This window comes from Streptomyces sp. HM190, from assembly GCF_009857135.1.
GTDB classification, from domain to species: Bacteria; Actinomycetota; Actinomycetes; order Streptomycetales; family Streptomycetaceae; genus Streptomyces; species Streptomyces heilongjiangensis.
In genome coordinates this window covers 2,353,955-2,369,931 of record NZ_CP047318.1, presented here as the reverse complement: position 1 = coordinate 2,369,931, position 15,977 = coordinate 2,353,955, and the positions used below count along the sequence as shown (strand labels likewise).

At 72.2% G+C, this 15,977-nt stretch carries 12 protein-coding genes; 7 read left to right on the top strand and 5 right to left on the bottom strand.

The features are described from left to right. Positions 1-159: 159 nt before the first annotated feature. Positions 160-3,684 (top strand): AfsR/SARP family transcriptional regulator, encoded by a 3,525-nt coding sequence (locus GSY65_RS09910; protein WP_159766977.1) that lies wholly within the window; start codon positions 160-162, stop codon positions 3,682-3,684. Positions 3,685-3,782: 98 nt separating this feature from the next. Here the strand turns inward: GSY65_RS09910 and GSY65_RS09905 are convergent, their stop codons facing one another. The 3 genes from GSY65_RS09905 to panB form a co-directional block, all read right to left on the bottom strand. Continuing rightward, positions 3,783-4,601 (bottom strand): ABC transporter permease, encoded by an 819-nt coding sequence (locus GSY65_RS09905; RefSeq protein WP_159766976.1) that lies wholly within the window; start codon positions 4,599-4,601, stop codon positions 3,783-3,785. Beyond that, positions 4,598-5,623 carry an ATP-binding cassette domain-containing protein gene (locus GSY65_RS09900; protein ID WP_201452499.1) on the bottom strand — a complete coding sequence of 342 codons (1,026 nt, stop codon included), beginning with the start codon at positions 5,621-5,623 and terminating at the stop codon, positions 4,598-4,600. Before GSY65_RS09900 ends, GSY65_RS09905 begins: the two co-directional genes overlap by 4 nt. 220 nt (positions 5,624-5,843) lie before the next feature. Beyond that, entirely contained in the window at positions 5,844-6,710 is an 867-nt protein-coding gene (gene panB / locus GSY65_RS09895; RefSeq protein ID WP_159766974.1) for a 3-methyl-2-oxobutanoate hydroxymethyltransferase, read from the bottom strand. 202 nt (positions 6,711-6,912) lie between these two features. Here panB and GSY65_RS09890 point away from each other — a divergent pair, with 202 nt between their 5' ends. The 5 genes from GSY65_RS09890 to GSY65_RS09870 all read left to right on the top strand — a co-directional run bounded on the left by GSY65_RS09890 (position 6,913) and on the right by GSY65_RS09870 (position 12,496). Next, on the top strand, positions 6,913-8,490 hold the full coding sequence (locus tag GSY65_RS09890) for an MFS transporter (protein ID WP_159766973.1): 1,578 nt from the start codon (positions 6,913-6,915) through the stop codon (positions 8,488-8,490). Positions 8,491-8,582: 92 nt separating this feature from the next. Next, positions 8,583-9,218, top strand: a complete 636-nt coding sequence (locus tag GSY65_RS09885) for a TetR/AcrR family transcriptional regulator (protein WP_201452498.1) — start codon at positions 8,583-8,585, stop codon at positions 9,216-9,218. A 244-nt stretch (positions 9,219-9,462) separates the two neighbouring features. Beyond that, a complete protein-coding gene (locus tag GSY65_RS09880; protein ID WP_159766972.1) occupies positions 9,463-10,509 on the top strand; it encodes an endonuclease/exonuclease/phosphatase family protein in 1,047 nt (348 codons plus the stop codon). A gap of 124 nt (positions 10,510-10,633) precedes the next feature. Beyond that, positions 10,634-11,869: an MFS transporter gene (locus GSY65_RS09875; RefSeq protein ID WP_159766971.1), complete on the top strand. Its 1,236-nt coding sequence runs from the start codon at positions 10,634-10,636 to the stop codon at positions 11,867-11,869. Positions 11,870-12,049: 180 nt separating this feature from the next. Then, on the top strand, positions 12,050-12,496 hold the full coding sequence (locus GSY65_RS09870; protein WP_159766970.1) for a VOC family protein: 447 nt from the start codon (positions 12,050-12,052) through the stop codon (positions 12,494-12,496). A gap of 127 nt (positions 12,497-12,623) precedes the next feature. Here the strand turns inward: GSY65_RS09870 and GSY65_RS09865 are convergent, their stop codons facing one another. Together GSY65_RS09865 and GSY65_RS09860 are read right to left on the bottom strand one after the other, a co-directional pair. Further along, positions 12,624-13,247 carry a DUF305 domain-containing protein gene (locus GSY65_RS09865; RefSeq protein ID WP_159766969.1) on the bottom strand — a complete coding sequence of 208 codons (624 nt, stop codon included), beginning with the start codon at positions 13,245-13,247 and terminating at the stop codon, positions 12,624-12,626. A 34-nt stretch (positions 13,248-13,281) separates the two neighbouring features. Continuing rightward, complete coding sequence (locus GSY65_RS09860) at positions 13,282-13,947, bottom strand: DUF3105 domain-containing protein (RefSeq protein ID WP_159766968.1); 666 nt, start codon at positions 13,945-13,947, stop codon at positions 13,282-13,284. A gap of 415 nt (positions 13,948-14,362) precedes the next feature. On the opposite strand from GSY65_RS09860, the gene GSY65_RS09855 reads away from it, so the two are divergent. Then, on the top strand, positions 14,363-15,724 hold the full coding sequence (locus tag GSY65_RS09855; RefSeq protein WP_159766967.1) for a glutamine synthetase family protein: 1,362 nt from the start codon (positions 14,363-14,365) through the stop codon (positions 15,722-15,724). Positions 15,725-15,977 lie beyond the last annotated feature (253 nt).

Sequence of the window (15,977 nt, the reverse complement as noted above, 5' to 3'; positions counted from 1 at the left end):
GGACTGCCCGACCGTACCGGGCGCACGACGAAAACGTCTCGCGGTCGCCTCCTGGTTCCTAGGAAGGTGGGGGCATGAAGGCGGGGGGCGTACGGTCGGGGACCGTCCGGGCCGTCCCCCCGCGGCGGACCAGCCACCGGCACCGAACCGACGGAGACAATGGACCCCGTGCGTTACCGCATCCTCGGCACCACCCAGGCGTCGCACGCCGACGGCACCCCCGTCCCGGTCGGCGGCGCCCGCCTGCGCGCCCTGCTGACCGTGCTCGCGCTGCGCCCGGGCCGGACCGTCACCGCGTCCGCGCTGGTCGACGAGGTGTGGGCCGGTGACCCGCCCGCCGACGCGAGCGGCGCGCTCCAGGCGCTGGTGGGCCGGCTGCGCCGGGTGCTCGGCCCGGACGCGATCGTGTCGGCTCACGGCGGCTACCGGCTCGCCGCCGCCGCCGACGACATCGACCTGCACCGCTTCGACCGGCTCGCGGACGAGGGCGCCCGCGCGCTGGCCGACGGCGACCCCGCCAGGGCGGCCGCCGTCCTCGACGACGCCCTCGCCCTGTGGCAGGACCCGCCGCTCGCCGACCTGCCGGACCGGACCGCCGAGGCCGCCCGCTGGGAGACCCGCCGGCTCGACGCCCACCGCGCCCGCCTCACCGCCGCGCTCGCCCTCGGTCGCGCCGGGGCCGCCCTGCCCGAACTCACCGCCCTCTGCGACACGCACCCCCTCGACGAGTCCCTCCAGTGCCTCCGTCTGCGCGCCCTGCGCGACACCGGCCGCCCGGCAAAGGCCCTGGCCGCCTATGACTCCGTACGCCGCCTCCTGGCCGACCGCCTCGGCACCGACCCGGGCCCCGAACTACGGGCCCTGCACGAGGAACTGCTGCACACCGACGGCACGACGGCCGCACCCTCCCCGGCTCCCGGGCGCCCCGCGCGCACGGAACCGGCGGCGACGGCTCCGCCCGCCCCGACCCGTCCGGCGTCCGAGGACGACTCCGGAGGGCGACGGGCCCCTCGACGGCCCGTGGACGGCGGGCCCGTCGGGCGACCCGCCGACGACCTGCCCGTCCCGTCACCCGTGGACGCCCGCCCCGGTCCGCCGTCCCCCGACGGCCGCCCCGGCCTGCCGGGCCTCGGGTGGCGTACGGGGGTGGCCGCTCGCCCGCGGGGCAACCTCCGGGCCCGGCTCACCTCGTTCGTGGGCCGGGACACCGACATCGACACCATCCGCACCGACCTGGCCGCGGCCCGCCTGGTCACCCTCCTCGGGCCCGGCGGCGCGGGGAAGACCCGTCTGTCCCAGGAGGCCGGCGAGGCGGTCGCGGCGTCCGCTCCCGACGGTGTCTGGCTCGCCGAACTCGCCCCCGTCGACGACCCCGCCGACGTCCCGGAGGCCGTCGTCACCGCCCTCGGCGCCCGCGAGACCGTCCTGCGCGGCGCCGGCGCCGAGGAGATGCGCGTGGTCTCCGACCGCCACGACGACCCCCTGGGCCGGCTCACCGAGCACTGCGCCAGACGCCGGATGCTGCTCATCCTCGACAACTGCGAACACGTCGTGGCCGCCGCAGCCCACCTCGCCGAGCATCTCCTCCAGCACTGCCCCGGCCTGACCGTCCTCGCCACCAGCCGTGAACCCCTCGGCGTACCGGGGGAGTTGGTGCGGCCGGTGGAACCCCTCGACCAGCCGCACGCCCTGCGGCTGCTCGCCGACCGCGGCGCCGCCGCCCGGCCCGGCTTCACCGTCGCCGACGACCCGGAGGCAGCCGCCGAGATCTGCCGCCGCCTCGACGGCCTGCCTCTCGCGATCGAACTCGCGGCGGCACGGCTGCGCATGCTGACCCCGCGTCAGATCGCCGACCGGCTCGACGACCGCTTCCGGCTCCTCACCTCCGGCAGCCGCACCGTCCTGCCCCGCCAGCAGACCCTGCGCGCGGTCGTCGACTGGTCCTGGGAACTCCTCGACGAGGAGGAACGCGACGTCCTGCGGCGGCTGTCGGTGTTCGCCGGCGGCTGCGACCTCCCCGCCGCCGAGGCCGTCTGCGGCCCGGCCGCGCTGGGGGCGCTCGGCTCCCTCGTCGACAAGTCCCTCGTCGTCGCGGCCCCCGCCACGGACGGCGAGATGCGCTACCGGCTCCTGGAGACCGTCGCCGAGTACGCGGGCGCCCGCCTCGCCGAGGCCGGCACCCGCCCCGCCGCCGAACGCGCCCACCGCACCTACTACCGCGAACTCGCCCGCACCACCGACCCGTTGCTGCGCGGACCCGACCAACGCCGGGCCAACGAACTGCTGGAGCTGGAGTACGAGAACCTCCGCACCGCCCTGCGGCACGCCATCGCCGAGCGCGACGAGCAGGAGGCGCTCTGCCTGATCCTGTCGCTGGCCTGGTACTGGCAGATGCGCGACCTGAAGACCGAGGCCCGGCACTGGGCCACCCAGGCCATGGCGCTCGGCCCCGACCCGTTCGCCCCGCCGGCGCGCCCGGTCCCCGACGTGCGTGAGGGCCTCACCGACAGCCCGCCGCCGATGCGTCCCGAGGTGCTCGACGAGGCCCGCCGGGCACTCCACCTCATCCATCTCGCCTGCATGGACATGGAGATCTCCGTCTGGGAGACCCCCGGCGGGCGGGAGAAGCTCCAGGTCATCCGGGACACCTACCGCGCGGGTCAGCCGCAGACCTGCCGTTTCCCCGGGTTCATGTGGTTCTACGCCGTCGTGCTCTCCGGCGACATGACGCGTCTGAAGGAGATCCTCGACGCGAGCATCGCCACCGCCCGCGACCTCGGCTTCACCTGGGAGCTGGCCCAGGCCCTGCACATGCGGGCCAACATCCTCGCCAACCGCAGCGACTGGGCCGGAGACGCCACCCGCGACGCCGACGAGGCACTACGGCTGTGCGAACGGCTCGGGGACGCCTGGGTCGCCGCCGAGGCGCTCGCGTCACGCGCCATGAGCCATGAACGCAAGGGCCGGTTCGACCTCGCCGCGGCCGACTACCGGCGGGCCATCGGCTACGCCGAGCGGATCGGCACGAACGCACACTCCGGGGTCCTCGGCGTCCGGCTCGGCAACGTGCTCCTGGAGTGCGGTGAGGCCGAACGCGGCGAGAAGATGCTGCTGGACGTCCTGGCACGGCACGACGGGCCCCGGGAGGCGCTCCCTGCCGCCCGCCTCTACCTCGCCGTCTGGTGCGGCCGTACCGGACGCCCGGACGAGGCGTGGCACCACATCACCCAGCTGCGCGAGGAGTTCGAGGCCGTCGACTTCGTGTTGTTCTCGGGCTACGTCCTCGGTCTTGAGGCATGGCTGATGACGCGGGAAGGACGGCACGCCGAGGCCCGCGAACGCGTCCTGGAGGCGTTCGAGCAGGCCGTGGACCCGCTGGCCCTGACGATCACCCCGCAACTGCCCGCCACCCACCTCGTCACCGCCGCCGCGGCCGTCGCGGGCGGGGACGGGGACGGCGGCGCCCGTGCCCGGGACGCGGCCCGGCTCCTGGGCGCCTCGGACGCTCACCTCCCGCCCGGCCACCGCCCCAGCCCGCTGGAGGCCGAGGGACGCGCCCAGTCGGAGGCCCGGGTCCGGGCGACGCTGGACGACGAGACGTACGAGGCGGCGTACGCCGAGGGCACCGGACTCACCCTGGAGGAGGCCGGCGCCCTGATCCGGCGCCCTGATTCCGCGCTCTGATCCCGCGCCCTGATCCGGCCCGGTGACCCATGCCGTGCCCCGGGGCCGTGGCCCAGCGGCCCGACTCAGCGGCGCGACTCAGTGGCGCGGCGGGCGGCTCAGCTCTTGGTGCGGAACTTGTGGATCGCGATCGGCGCCATGACCGCCGTCAGCGCCACGGACCAGCCGAGCGTGGTCATCGCGTCGTGGGCGACCGGCCCGCCCGTCATCAGACCACGTGCCGCGTCCGCCAGGGAGGACAGCGGGTTGTAGTCGGTGAAGCTCCGCAGCCAGCCCGGCATCGACTGCGTCGGGGCGAAGATCGACGAGCCGAACTGGAGCGGGAACAGCACCAGGAAGCCCATCGCCTGCACGGACTGCGCGTTCTTCAGCGTCACGCCCAGCACCAGGAAGATCCACATCAGGGACGAGCCGAAGACGACGGACAGGCCCACCGCGGCGAACAGGCCCGGCCAGTCCGTGATGTCGAAGCCGATGAGGACGGCGACGGTCAGCAGGATGGTCGTGGCGAGCAGCATCCGCAGCAGCTCGACCGCGATCTTCGCGAGCAGCACCGAGGACCGGCCGATCGGCAGCGACCGGAAGCGGTCCATGACGCCTTTCTGGAAGTCCTCGTTGAAGCCGGTGCCGACGCCCATGGCGATGTTCATGCCGAGCATCGCCATCAGTCCCGGGATCACGTACTGCACGTACTGCTCCTGGCCGCCGCCCAGCGCCTGCCCGATGGAACCGCCGAAGACGTACACGAACAGCAGGGCGAACACGATCGGCATGAGGACCGCGTCGGCGACGGACTGCGGGTCGTTGCGGATCCACAGCAGGTTGCGGCGCACCAGCGCGCCCGTGTGCCGGACCTGCGCACGCAGCCCGATCCGGCCGTCGGCGTCGCCGGTGGTGGGCAGGGTGGTGGTGCTCATACGGCGACCTCCTCGTAGGCGGGGGACGGGGCCGGGTCCTGCGGGGCACTGGCCCTGTGGCCGGTGAGGGACAGGAACACCTCGTCCAGGCTGGGCAGTTCGGTGCTGATCGAGCCGAGGGTGACACCGCGGGCGCTGATCACGCCGACGACGGCGGTGAGCTGCTCGTCGCTGAGCACCGGCACGTGCAGGGTGCCGTTCTCCACGTCGACGGTGGTCGTGGCGAGCCCGGTGATCCCGAGGTCGTCCAGTTCCGCGGCGAGCGGCCGCAGCCGTGCCGGGTCGGCCGGGCGGACCCGCAGGGTACGGCCCCCGACCTGCGCCTTCAGCTCCTCGATGCCGCCCTTGGCGATGACCTTGCCGCGGTCGATCACGGTCAGCTCGGAGGCCAGCTGCTCGGCCTCCTCCATGTACTGGGTGGTCAGCAGCACGGTCACCCCGTCGCCGACCATGCGCTTGACCTCGTTCCACACCTCGTTGCGGGTGCGCGGGTCCAGGCCGGTCGTCGGCTCGTCCAGGTAGAGCACGGCCGGGCGGCCCGTCATCGACGCGGCGAGGTCCAGCCGCCGCCGTATGCCGCCGGAGTACGTGGCCACCGGGCGCCCCGCCGACTCGGTCAGCGAGAACCGTTCCAGCAGCCCGTTCGCCCGGCCCCTGGCGTCCTTGCGGGACAGGTCCAGGAGCCGGCCGATCATGTAGAGGTTCTCGAAGCCGGAGAGCTTCTCGTCCACCGAGGCGTACTGGCCGGTGAGGCCGATCACCCGGCGCAGGGCGCGCGGCTGGCGCACCACGTCGTAGCCGGCCACGGTCGCCTGCCCCGAGTCGGGCGTGACGAGCGTGGACAGGCACCGGACGAGGGTGGTCTTGCCGGCGCCGTTCGGGCCGAGCACGCCCATCACGGTGCCCTCGCGGACGTCCAGATCGACACCGTCCAGCGCCCTGGTCTCGCCGTAGTGCTTGACCAGCCCCCGTACGGTGACAGCGCGGGTCGCGCCGCTGGGTTCCCTGTCGATTCGTGTCATGCGGATGACGGTGTCAGGCGGCACCGACAAACCACCGACAGGTCACCGACAGGCTCCCCGCGCCCCTGAAGGCGAGCGGGGCAGTGCCCGCCCGGCCGCAGCCCACCCCGAGCCGTCAGGTGCTCCCACGCCACAGCCCGCCGACTGGGGGAAGATCGGCGGGCTGCTCCGTACCGCAGTGGCTGTAGAGGCCGAAGGGCCCTGGTGGGGCCCTGGTGGACTAGTGGACCGAGTGCTCCTCCAGCGGGAACGTCCCGCCGACCACGTCCTCCGCGAACGCCTTCGCCGCGTCGGTCATGACGCCCCGCAGGTCCGCGTACTTCTTCACGAACTTCGGCACCCGGCCGCCGGTCAGTCCGAGCATGTCCGTCCACACCAGGACCTGCGCGTCGGTCTGCGCCCCCGCGCCGATCCCCACCGTCGGGATGTGCAGCACCCGGGTGACCTCGGCGGCCAGCTCCGCCGGGACCAGTTCCAGGACCACCGCGAAGGCGCCCGCGTCCTGCACGGCCTTCGCGTCGCGCAGCAGCTGCGCCGCCGCCTCCTCGCCCCGGCCCTGCACCCGGTAGCCCATCGCGTTGACGGACTGCGGGGTGAGGCCGATGTGGGCCATGACGGGGATGCCGGACTCGACCAGCAGCCGGATCTGGTCGTGCGACCGTTCGCCGCCCTCCAGCTTCACGGCGCCGACGCCGGCCTCCTTCACCAGCCGGGTCGCCGAGCGCAGCGCCTGCACCGGGCCCTCCTGGTAGGAGCCGAAGGGCAGGTCGCCGACGATCAGGGCACGGCTGGTGCCCCGTACGACGGCCGCCGACAGCATGGTCATCTCGTCGAGGGTGACGGGCACGGTCGTGTCGTACCCCAGGTGGCAGTTGCCCGCCGAGTCGCCGACGAGCATGACCGGGATGCCGGCCTCGTCGAAGACGGACGCGGTCATCGCGTCGTAGGCGGTGAGCATCGGCCACTTCTCGCCGCGTTCCTTGGCGAGGGCGATGTCGCGGACGGTGATGCGGCGCGTGCCCTTGCCCCCGTACAGCGTCTTGCCGCCGTCGGAGGGCTTCGTCTGGGCAGCCGAAAGCTGCGTCATTGCCACGGCTCCTTCATGTCATCTCGAGGCGCCCTGACGGCGTCCCCGGACCACCTCCATGGTGGCACCTCGTCCGGGCGAGGGCCAGACCAGGTGGGTGTGACCGTCCAGGCACCGGTCCAGGCACCCGGCACGTAAGACCTCGGTAAAAGAATTTCGATACGAGACGGTCCCGTATCGAAAATGGCCTACCCTCGAAGGCATGACCTCCGCAGCTCCTGAATCCCGGATACCGGAAGCGGTGCACCGGCGCCGCTGGGCGATCCTCGGCGTGCTGATGCTGAGCCTGCTGATCGTGGTGCTCGACAACTCGATCCTCAACGTCGCCATCAAGACGATCTCCACCCCCGCGCCGACCGGTCTCGGCGCCACGCAGAGCGAGCTGGAGTGGGCGATCAACGCCTACACGCTCGTCTTCGCGGGACTGCTGTTCAGCGCCGGCCTGCTCGGCGACCGGCTCGGCCGCAAGAAGGTGCTGCTCGGCGGTCTGGTCGTCTTCGGCCTCGGCTCGGCGCTCGCCGCCGGCTCCGGCTCGCCCGCGGAGCTGATCGCGTTCCGCGCGGTCATGGGCCTCGGCGCCGCCTTCGTCATGCCCGCCACCCTCGCCGTCCTGATGAACGTCTTCGACCGCGAGGAGCAGCCGAAGGCCATCGGCGTCTGGGCGGGCGGCGTCGGCCTCGCCATCGCCGTCGGACCCATCACCGGCGGTGTCCTGCTGGACCACTTCTGGTGGGGCTCGGTCTTCCTGGTCAACGTGCCGATCGTCGTCCTCGCGCTCGGCCTGATGCTCTGGCTGGTGCCGGACTCCCGCGACCCGAACCCCGGCCGGATCGACCCCGTCGGCGTGCTGCTCTCCGTCGTCGGTCTCGTGCTGCTCGTCTACGGCATCATCCGGGGCGGCCAGCTCGCCGACTTCACCGACGTCACGGTCCTCGGGACCATCGCCGCCGGACTCGCCGTCCTCGCCGCGTTCGTCGTGGTCGAGAAGCGCAGCGACCACCCGTCCATCGACATGTCGTTCTTCCGGAACAAGGTCTTCTCCGCCGCCATCGGCGTGATCGGCCTGGTCTTCTTCGCCCTGATGGGCGTGACCTTCTTCTCGGTCTTCTACACCCAGACCGTCCGCGGCTACTCCCCGCTCCAGACCGGCCTGCTGATGCTGCCGCTGGCCCTCGCCCAGCTGGTGTTCGCGCCGCGTGCCCGCCTCGTCGTCGACCGCTTCGGCAACAGCGCGGTGTGCACGGCGGGCATGCTGCTGATCGCCGGGATGCTGGCCGCGTTCGCCGTCCTCGACGCGGACACGCCGATCTGGGTCCTGGAGGTCGTCTTCTTCCTCATGGGTGTCGGCATGGCCCACGTCATGACCCCGCTGAGCGTCGTGATCATGCAGGCCCTGCCCCGCGAGAAGGCCGGCTCCGCGTCCGCCCTCAGCAACACCTTCCGCCAGGTCGGCGGCGCCCTCGGCATCGCCGTCCTCGGCTCGGTGCTGTCCACCGCGTACCGCTCGGGGATCGAGGGCGAGCTGCCGCCGGGCGCCCCGCACGCCGCCGCCGAGTCCATCGAGGCCACCCTCGGCTTCGCCGCCCGTCTCGGCGACCGGGGGGCGGCTCTCGTCGGCCCGGCCCACGACGCCTTCCTGCACGCCATGCACGTGACGGCGCTGTGCGGGGCCGCCGTGGCCGTCCTCGGCGCGGTCGCCATGGCCGTCTTCCTGCCGGGCCGGCCGAAGGGCGCTCAACCGGACGAGAAGGAGGCCGAGTTGGTGACGCAGGACCGCTGAGGTTCGGCCAACGGGGGTGGAGGGGGGCGCCCTTCGGGGCCGTGACCGGGAGAGAATCGACCCCGGTGCGACGACTAGAGACGGAGTGGACCGTGAGCCTCGCCGGAAGCCGGGCCCAGGACGGACGGGCCCGGGACGTGAGCCCCGTGCGGGGGCGGCCCCGCAGCGAGGCCGTGGAGCGTTCCATCATCGATGGCGTGATGAAGCTCCTGGAGGACGGTGTGCCCCTCGCGGAGCTGTCCATGGAACGGGTGGCCCGCACCGCCGGTGTCGGCAAGGCCACCATCTACCGCCGGTGGCGCGGCAAGGAGGAGCTGTTCGTCGACGTCCTGCGCGCCGCCGAACCGCCCGACCCGGTGCTGCCCGGCACCTCCGTGCGCGAGGACCTGGTCGTTCTGCTGGAGGCCGTCCGCCGCCGCGGACTCGCCAACCGCTCCTCGGCGATCCTGCACAACGTCTTCGCCCAGATGAAGTCCAGCCCCAGGATCTGGGACGCCTACCACGCGAACGTCGTCACCCCGCGCCGCCTGATCCTCGCCGACGTCCTGCGCCGCGGACAGGACAACGGCGAACTCCGCGCCGACGTCGACCTCGACGTCATCGGCGACCTCGTCCTCGGCCCGATGCTCGTGCGCACCGTCATGCGTCCCGACTCGCCGCTGCCCGAGGGCCTCGCGGAGGTCATGGTCGACACCCTGCTCGAAGGGCTCCGCCCGTCTGCGAGCTGAGTCACAGCGAATGTTCGCATTCCGTCACAGAGCTCACCCGTTCACCGCCGGTCCGGAACTCCGAACAGCGGGTTGCTCGTCCTCGTGCCCGTACGGCCGCCACGCGGCGGCAGGATCGACGGCGATCATCCCCTAGGGTCTAGGGGGTGTCGCGAAGTCCCGCACCCCACCCCGGTGTCGCGGACTTCCCGGCACTCCCCGGGTGCGGGGGGACGAGGTGCACGGCAGGTTGTGAGGCGACGGTATGGCGCAGGCGTACATGACGGAGACGGGCGGCGGCACGGGGCAGGGCCGCGAAGGATCCCGGCTCCGGCGCCTGCTCGGCCGGTGGTTCGGCGGCTGGAGAGGCGACCGCCGGATCTGGCGGCGCGGCATCGTCCTCGCCGTGCTCGCGCTGCTGACCGCGCTGGTGATGGTGCTGCACGCCCAGGTCCCCAACAGCGTGGGCAACCTGGGCAGTCTGACCGAGACGTTCCTGCCCTGGCTGGGCATCGCCATCCCGCTGCTGCTCGTGCTGGCGCTGGTCCGCAGGTCGGCGATCGCGCTGATCGCGGTCCTGGTCCCGACGATCGTCTGGCTGAACCTCTTCGGCGGACTCGTCACCGACAAGAACGGCGGAGGCGGCGACCTCATGGTCGTCACCCACAACGTCAACGCGGACAACGCCGACCCGTCCGGCACCGCCCGTGACGTCGCCGCCTCCGGCGCGGACGTGGTCGCCCTGGAGGAGCTGACGGAGACCGCGGCCCCGGTGTACGAGAAGGCGCTCGCGGCGACGTACCCGCACCACGAGGTCGTCGGCACCGTCGGGCTGTGGAGCAAGTACCCGATGAGCGACACCAGGTCCGTCGACATCAAGCTCGGCTGGGAACGCGCCATGCGCTCCACCGTGACCACCCCCGACGGCCCGGTCGCCGTCTACGTCGCCCATCTGCCCTCGGTGCGGGTGAAGCTGGAGGCCGGGTTCACCGCCCGCCAGCGCGACAAGAGCGCCGACGCGCTCGGCGAGGCCATCGCCGACGAGCCCATCCAGGACGTCGTCCTCCTCGGCGACCTCAACGGCACCATGAACGACCGCGCCCTGAACGCCGTCACCGCCCAGATGCGCTCCACCCAGGGTGCGGCCGGCAGCGGCTTCGGCTTCAGCTGGCCGGCGTCGTTCCCGATGGCCCGCATCGACCAGATCATGGTCCGAGGGCTGGAGCCGATGGCGTCCTGGACCCTACCGGCGACGGGCAGCGACCACCTGCCGGTGGCGGCACGGGTGACGATCACCACGTCGGGCCGCTGATCCCGCAGGTCAGCGGGGTGGGAATGGAGAACCGGGCGAGTTTGTTCCGTCAGTGAACATATGGTGGGAGGGAATCCCGAGGATTCCCTCCCACCGCTCGCCCTCCTCTCCGAAAGGCCTCCCCATGCCCTTGGCCCTGCTCGCCCTCGCCGTAGGCGCCTTCGGCATCGGTACGACCGAGTTCGTCATGATGGGCCTGCTGCCCGACGTCGCGGCCGACCTCGGTGTCTCGATCCCCGCCGCCGGCCACCTCGTCTCCGCGTACGCGCTCGGCGTCGTCGTCGGTGCCCCGCTGCTCGCCGCCGCCACCGCCCGCATGCCCCGCCGCACGGTCCTCATCGCCCTGATGGCCCTGTTCGTGGCCGGCAACGCGCTCTCCGCGCTCGCCCCCGACGAGCACTGGCTGCTCGCCGCCCGCTTCCTCAGCGGCCTGCCGCACGGGGCCTTCTTCGGTGTCGGCGCGGTCGTCGCCACCGGGCTCGTCGCACCGGAGTGCAAGGCCCGCTCGGTCTCGCTGATGTTCCTCGGGCTGACGGTGGCGAACATCGCCGGTGTCCCCGTGGCGACGCTGGCGGGCCAGGAGTTCGGCTGGCGGGTCACGTTCCTCGGGGTGAGCGCCATCGGCCTCGCCGCGATCGGATCGCTGGCCGCGCTGCTCCCGCACGACCACGCCACCGCGCCGGCGACCGGTCTGCGCGGCGAACTGGGCGCCCTGCGCTCCCTGCCCGTCTGGCTGGCCCTCGGCACGACCGTCGCCGGTTTCGCCGCGCTGTTCTCCGCCTACAGCTACATCACCCCGATGCTCACCGGCCCCGCCGGGTACGCCGACGGCAGCGTCACCCTGCTGCTGGCCCTGTTCGGCGTGGGCGCGACCATCGGCAACCTGGCCGGCGGCCGTCTCGCGGACCACTCGATGCGGGGCACCCTCTTTTGCGGCCTGACCTCCCTGGTCGTCGTCCTCGCGCTGTTCCCGGCGCTGATGGCCGCGCAGTGGAGCGCGGCCCTGGCGGTGGTCCTCCTCGGCGTCGCCGCGTTCGTCACCGGCTCGCCCCTCCAGCTGATGGTCATGGAGAAGGCCGCCGCCGCCCCGTCGCTCGCGTCCTCCGCCAACCAGGCCGCGTTCAACCTCGCGAACGCCGGCGGCGCCTGGATCGGCGGCCTCGCCCTCTCCCTGGGCCTCGGCACCACGTCCCCGGCGGTCGTCGGAGCGGGCCTCGCCGTCCTCGGCCTCGGGGTCGCCGCGATCGCCTACGCGGTCGACGCGCGCCGCGCGACCGCGACACGGTCCGCACAGCCGGCCGGTGGCCGCCTGGTGGCCTCGCACGTCCCCGGCCGGGAGTCGGAGGCGGTACGGGGCTGACGGGGCCCGCACCGCCAGGGACCCCCGGGGGCCGGCCCCTCGTCCCGGCGGAGCCCGTCGCCGTACCCGTCCCGCCCTCCGCCTCCGACCCCCGTCCCGCTCCCGCCCCGACCCGGTGGCGGACCGCCGGGTTTTCCGCTTCGGTGGGGGAGAACCGTCGGCGGCGACCCGGAGGACCAGATGGACTTCTCGCTCGAAGTGATCCCGCTGCCCGTGAGCGACATCGACCGGGCCCGGGACTTCTACCGGGACAAGGTCGGCTTCCACGTCGACATCGACCAGGAGGTCATGCCCGGCATGCGCATCGTCCAGCTGACGCCGCCCGGCTCCGGCTGCTCGATCGCGCTGGGCGACGCGATCTGGGAGATGGCCCGCGGCCCGAAGCCGGCCCCCGGCTCCTACCAGGGCCTCCAGCTCTGCGTCGCCGACATCGGGGCGGCCCGCGCCGAACTCGTCGCACGGGGGCTCGACGTCTCCGAACCCGTCCGGTACGCGCCCGACGACGGCGCCACGTTCATGTACTTCACCGACCCCGACGGCAACGGCTGGGCCGTCCAGGAGTACCGCCGACGCGCCACGGAGCCCCTGCACCGCGTCCTGACGGACCTGGCCGCGCGGGAGCGGTGACCACCGCCCTCCGCACGAGCCCCGCACACGGAGACCCGACACGGCCACCGCCGGCCCGCCCGACGTGATGCCGTACGGACCGGCGGGGGCGCGGGTGTCGTACCACGGGCGGGGTGCGGGTGTCGTGCTACGGGCGGGGTGCGGCGCCCCTGGCCTTCAGCAGGTCCGTCATCAGGGCGATCTCGGACTCCTGGGCGTTGACCATGCCCTGTGCCAGCTTCTTCTCCACGCCGACCGTGCACTTGGCGACGCAGCCCTCCGCCATGTGGATGCCGCCCTTGTGGTGGTCGGTCATCAGCTGGAGGAAGAAGATCTCGGCCTGCTTGCCGTTGAGCTTGCCGAGCTTGGCCATCTCGGCGTCGGTCGCCATGCCGGGCATCAGGGAGCCGTCCTCGCCGGAGGCCATGTCACCCATGCCCATCCAGGCCATCGGCTTCTGCGACGAGACCTTCGGCAGACCCCACAGGTCGAGCCAGCCGATCATCATGCCGCGCTGGTTGGCCTGGGTCTGCGCGATGTCGTACGCGAGCCGCCGGATCTCCTCGTCGTCCGTGCGGTCACGGACGACGTACGACATCTCGACGGCCTGCTGGTGGTGGACCGCCATGTCCCGGGCGAACCCCGCGTCCGCGGAGTCCGTGGAGGGGGCCTTCAGCCCGGAGTCGTCGCCGTCGGCGACCGCGTACGTGATCGCCCCGGCCGCGACGAGCACCGCCGCGGCCCCGGAGGCGATCCAACCGATGTGCTTCATCTGCCCCACTGTTCCAGATCGCGTTCGGCCGTCGTCAGGAAACGCCGTTGGTGCAGGCGGCGCCCGGCTCGGGCGTCTGCTCGCCCTGGACGAACTTCTGGAAGAACTTGTCCACGTTCGGGTCGGAGGCGCCGGTCACCGTGCGCTGGTGGCCCCAGGCGCTCAGCATGATCGGGTCCTTCTGGTCCTCTACCGGGCTCATCAGCGTGTACGGGGTCTTCTTGACCTTGGCCGCGAGCGCCTTGACGTCGGCGTCGGAGGCCTTGTCGTTGTACGTCACCCAGACCGCGCCGTGCTCCAGGGAGTGCACGGCGTTCTCGTTCTTGATCGCGTCGTCGTAGACGTCGCCGTTGCAGTTCTGCCAGACCGGGTTGTGGTCGCCGCCGACCGGGGGCGTCATCGGGTAGGCCACCGACTTGGTGACGTGGTTCTGGGTGAGCTTGGTGCTCCACGTCCTGACGCCGTCCGCGTCCGTCGTGAACGTGCCCTTGCCCTTGGCGTCGCTCGCCGTGGTGCTGTCGGCGCCGTCGTCGTCCGCCGAGCGGATCAGGACCGTGCCGCCGACGACGAGGCCGGCGACTATCACCACGCTGGCGCCGATCACGAGGATCCGGTTCCGGCGCTCACGGGAGCGCTCGGCACGACGCATCTCCTCGATGCGCGCCTTGCGCGCCGCGCTGCTGGTGTTCTTGGCGGCCATGGGTTGCGTCCTTAGTGGGGGATGAGGCGGATGGGACAGGGGGACCAGCTGATCGTAATTTGATGGGCTCCCCTTCGTAAACGAGGGACCCCGCCTCCCATGGTCGCCTGCGAGGAGGGTGGGGCGCGCGGTTGTGGCCAGGGCGTTACGGACGGGTGGGGCCGCTGTCGTACACCGGACGCCGCGGGCGTTACGCGGGGGCGCGCGAGCAGGCAAGATGGGCGGCAGAACGGTTGAGTGGCGCAGCGCGCGGTACATCTGCCGTACGCCTGTCGTTCAGCCCGTGGTCGGTCCGCCGATCAAGGTGCGCAACACGCGTGAAATGGTGTTGTGGTGGGATGCTCAGAAGCCCGACCGCATCCCGTCGCTCGGGAGCAGGACGGCCTGACCAGCAAGGAATGGGTGGAAGCGGAAGATGGACAAGCAGCAGGAGTTCGTGCTCCGTACCTTGGAGGAGCGCGACATCCGTTTCGTACGCCTGTGGTTCACGGACGTGCTGGGCTTCCTGAAGTCCGTGGCCGTGGCCCCCGCCGAACTGGAACAGGCGTTTGACGAGGGCATCGGCTTCGACGGCTCCGCCATCGAGGGCTTCGCCCGGGTGTACGAGTCCGACATGATCGCCAAGCCGGACCCGTCGACGTTCCAGGTCCTGCCGTGGCGCGCGGAGGCCCCGGGCACCGCCCGCATGTTCTGCGACATCCTCATGCCGGACGGCTCCCCGTCCTTCGCCGACCCGCGCTATGTCCTCAAGCGCGCCCTGGCCAAGGCCTCCGACCTGGGGTTCACCTTCTACACGCACCCCGAGATCGAGTTCTTCCTGCTGAAGGACAAGCCCCTCGACGGCTCCCGCCCCACCCCGGCCGACAACTCGGGCTACTTCGACCACACCCCCCAGAACGTCGGCATGGACTTCCGCCGCCAGGCGATCACCATGCTGGAGTCGATGGGCATCTCCGTCGAGTTCTCCCACCACGAGGGCGCGCCCGGCCAGCAGGAGATCGACCTGCGCTACGCCGACGCGCTCTCCACGGCGGACAACATCATGACGTTCCGCCTGGTCATGAAGCAGGTGGCGCTGGAGCAGGGCGTCCAGGCGACCTTCATGCCGAAGCCGTTCTCGGAGCACCCGGGCTCGGGCATGCACACGCACCTCTCCCTCTTCGAGGGCGACCGGAACGCGTTCTACGAGTCCGGCGCGGAGTACCAGCTGTCGAAGGTGGGCCGTTCCTTCATCGCGGGCCTGCTGAAGCACGCGGCGGAGATCTCCGCGGTGACCAACCAGTGGGTGAACTCCTACAAGCGGATCTGGGGCGGCACCGAGCGCACCGCCGGCGCCGGCGGCGAGGCCCCCTCGTACATCTGCTGGGGCCACAACAACCGTTCCGCCCTGGTCCGCGTCCCCATGTACAAGCCCGGCAAGACCGGCTCGGCCCGCGTCGAGGTCCGCTCCCTGGACTCGGGCGCCAACCCCTACCTGGCCTACGCGCTCCTGCTGGCCGCAGGTCTCAAGGGCATCGAGGAGGGCTACGAGCTCCCGCCGGGCGCGGAGGACGACGTCTGGGCCCTCTCCGACGCCGAGCGCCGCGCGATGGGCATCGAGCCGCTCCCCCAGAACCTCGGCGAGGGCCTGACGCTGATGGAGCGCAGCGACCTCGTCGCGGAGACCCTCGGCGAGCACGTCTTCGACTTCTTCCTGCGCAACAAGAAGCAGGAGTGGGAGGAGTACCGCTCCGAGGTCACGGCGTTCGAGCTGCGCAAGAACCTGCCGGTGCTGTAGGCGTGGGTCGCGGCGGTTCTCCTCGCTGAGCAGGCAGCCGGGGCCGGCGGTCGGTGACCGCCGGCCCCGCGTCGTGCCGCTCTCTTCTCTTCCCTGACGCTCGCGCGCGGACCGAGCCCCGCGCCCACGCACTCCGGTCGCGTCACCGGGGTGGGTGCCGCGCGTGGCGCCCGACCGGCGCTTCCCCCAGGTACTCCGGTTAGGCTCGGGCCGTACGACCTTGATCCTTGATCGGGCTCGATCGACACGGGAG

Coding starts and splice junctions, on each gene's coding strand:
- GSY65_RS09910 (WP_159766977.1), top strand. CDS start 160: ATGGACCCCGTGCGTTACCGCATCCTCGGCACCACCCAGGCGTCGCAC.
- GSY65_RS09890 (WP_159766973.1), top strand. CDS start 6,913: ATGACCTCCGCAGCTCCTGAATCCCGGATACCGGAAGCGGTGCACCGG.
- GSY65_RS09875 (WP_159766971.1), top strand. CDS start 10,634: ATGCCCTTGGCCCTGCTCGCCCTCGCCGTAGGCGCCTTCGGCATCGGT.
- GSY65_RS09855 (WP_159766967.1), top strand. CDS start 14,363: ATGGACAAGCAGCAGGAGTTCGTGCTCCGTACCTTGGAGGAGCGCGAC.
- GSY65_RS09900 (WP_201452499.1), bottom strand. CDS start 5,623: ATGACACGAATCGACAGGGAACCCAGCGGCGCGACCCGCGCTGTCACC.
- GSY65_RS09880 (WP_159766972.1), top strand. CDS start 9,463: ATGGCGCAGGCGTACATGACGGAGACGGGCGGCGGCACGGGGCAGGGC.
- GSY65_RS09860 (WP_159766968.1), bottom strand. CDS start 13,947: ATGGCCGCCAAGAACACCAGCAGCGCGGCGCGCAAGGCGCGCATCGAG.
- GSY65_RS09905 (WP_159766976.1), bottom strand. CDS start 4,601: ATGAGCACCACCACCCTGCCCACCACCGGCGACGCCGACGGCCGGATC.
- GSY65_RS09865 (WP_159766969.1), bottom strand. CDS start 13,247: ATGAAGCACATCGGTTGGATCGCCTCCGGGGCCGCGGCGGTGCTCGTC.
- GSY65_RS09870 (WP_159766970.1), top strand. CDS start 12,050: ATGGACTTCTCGCTCGAAGTGATCCCGCTGCCCGTGAGCGACATCGAC.
- panB (WP_159766974.1), bottom strand. CDS start 6,710: ATGACGCAGCTTTCGGCTGCCCAGACGAAGCCCTCCGACGGCGGCAAG.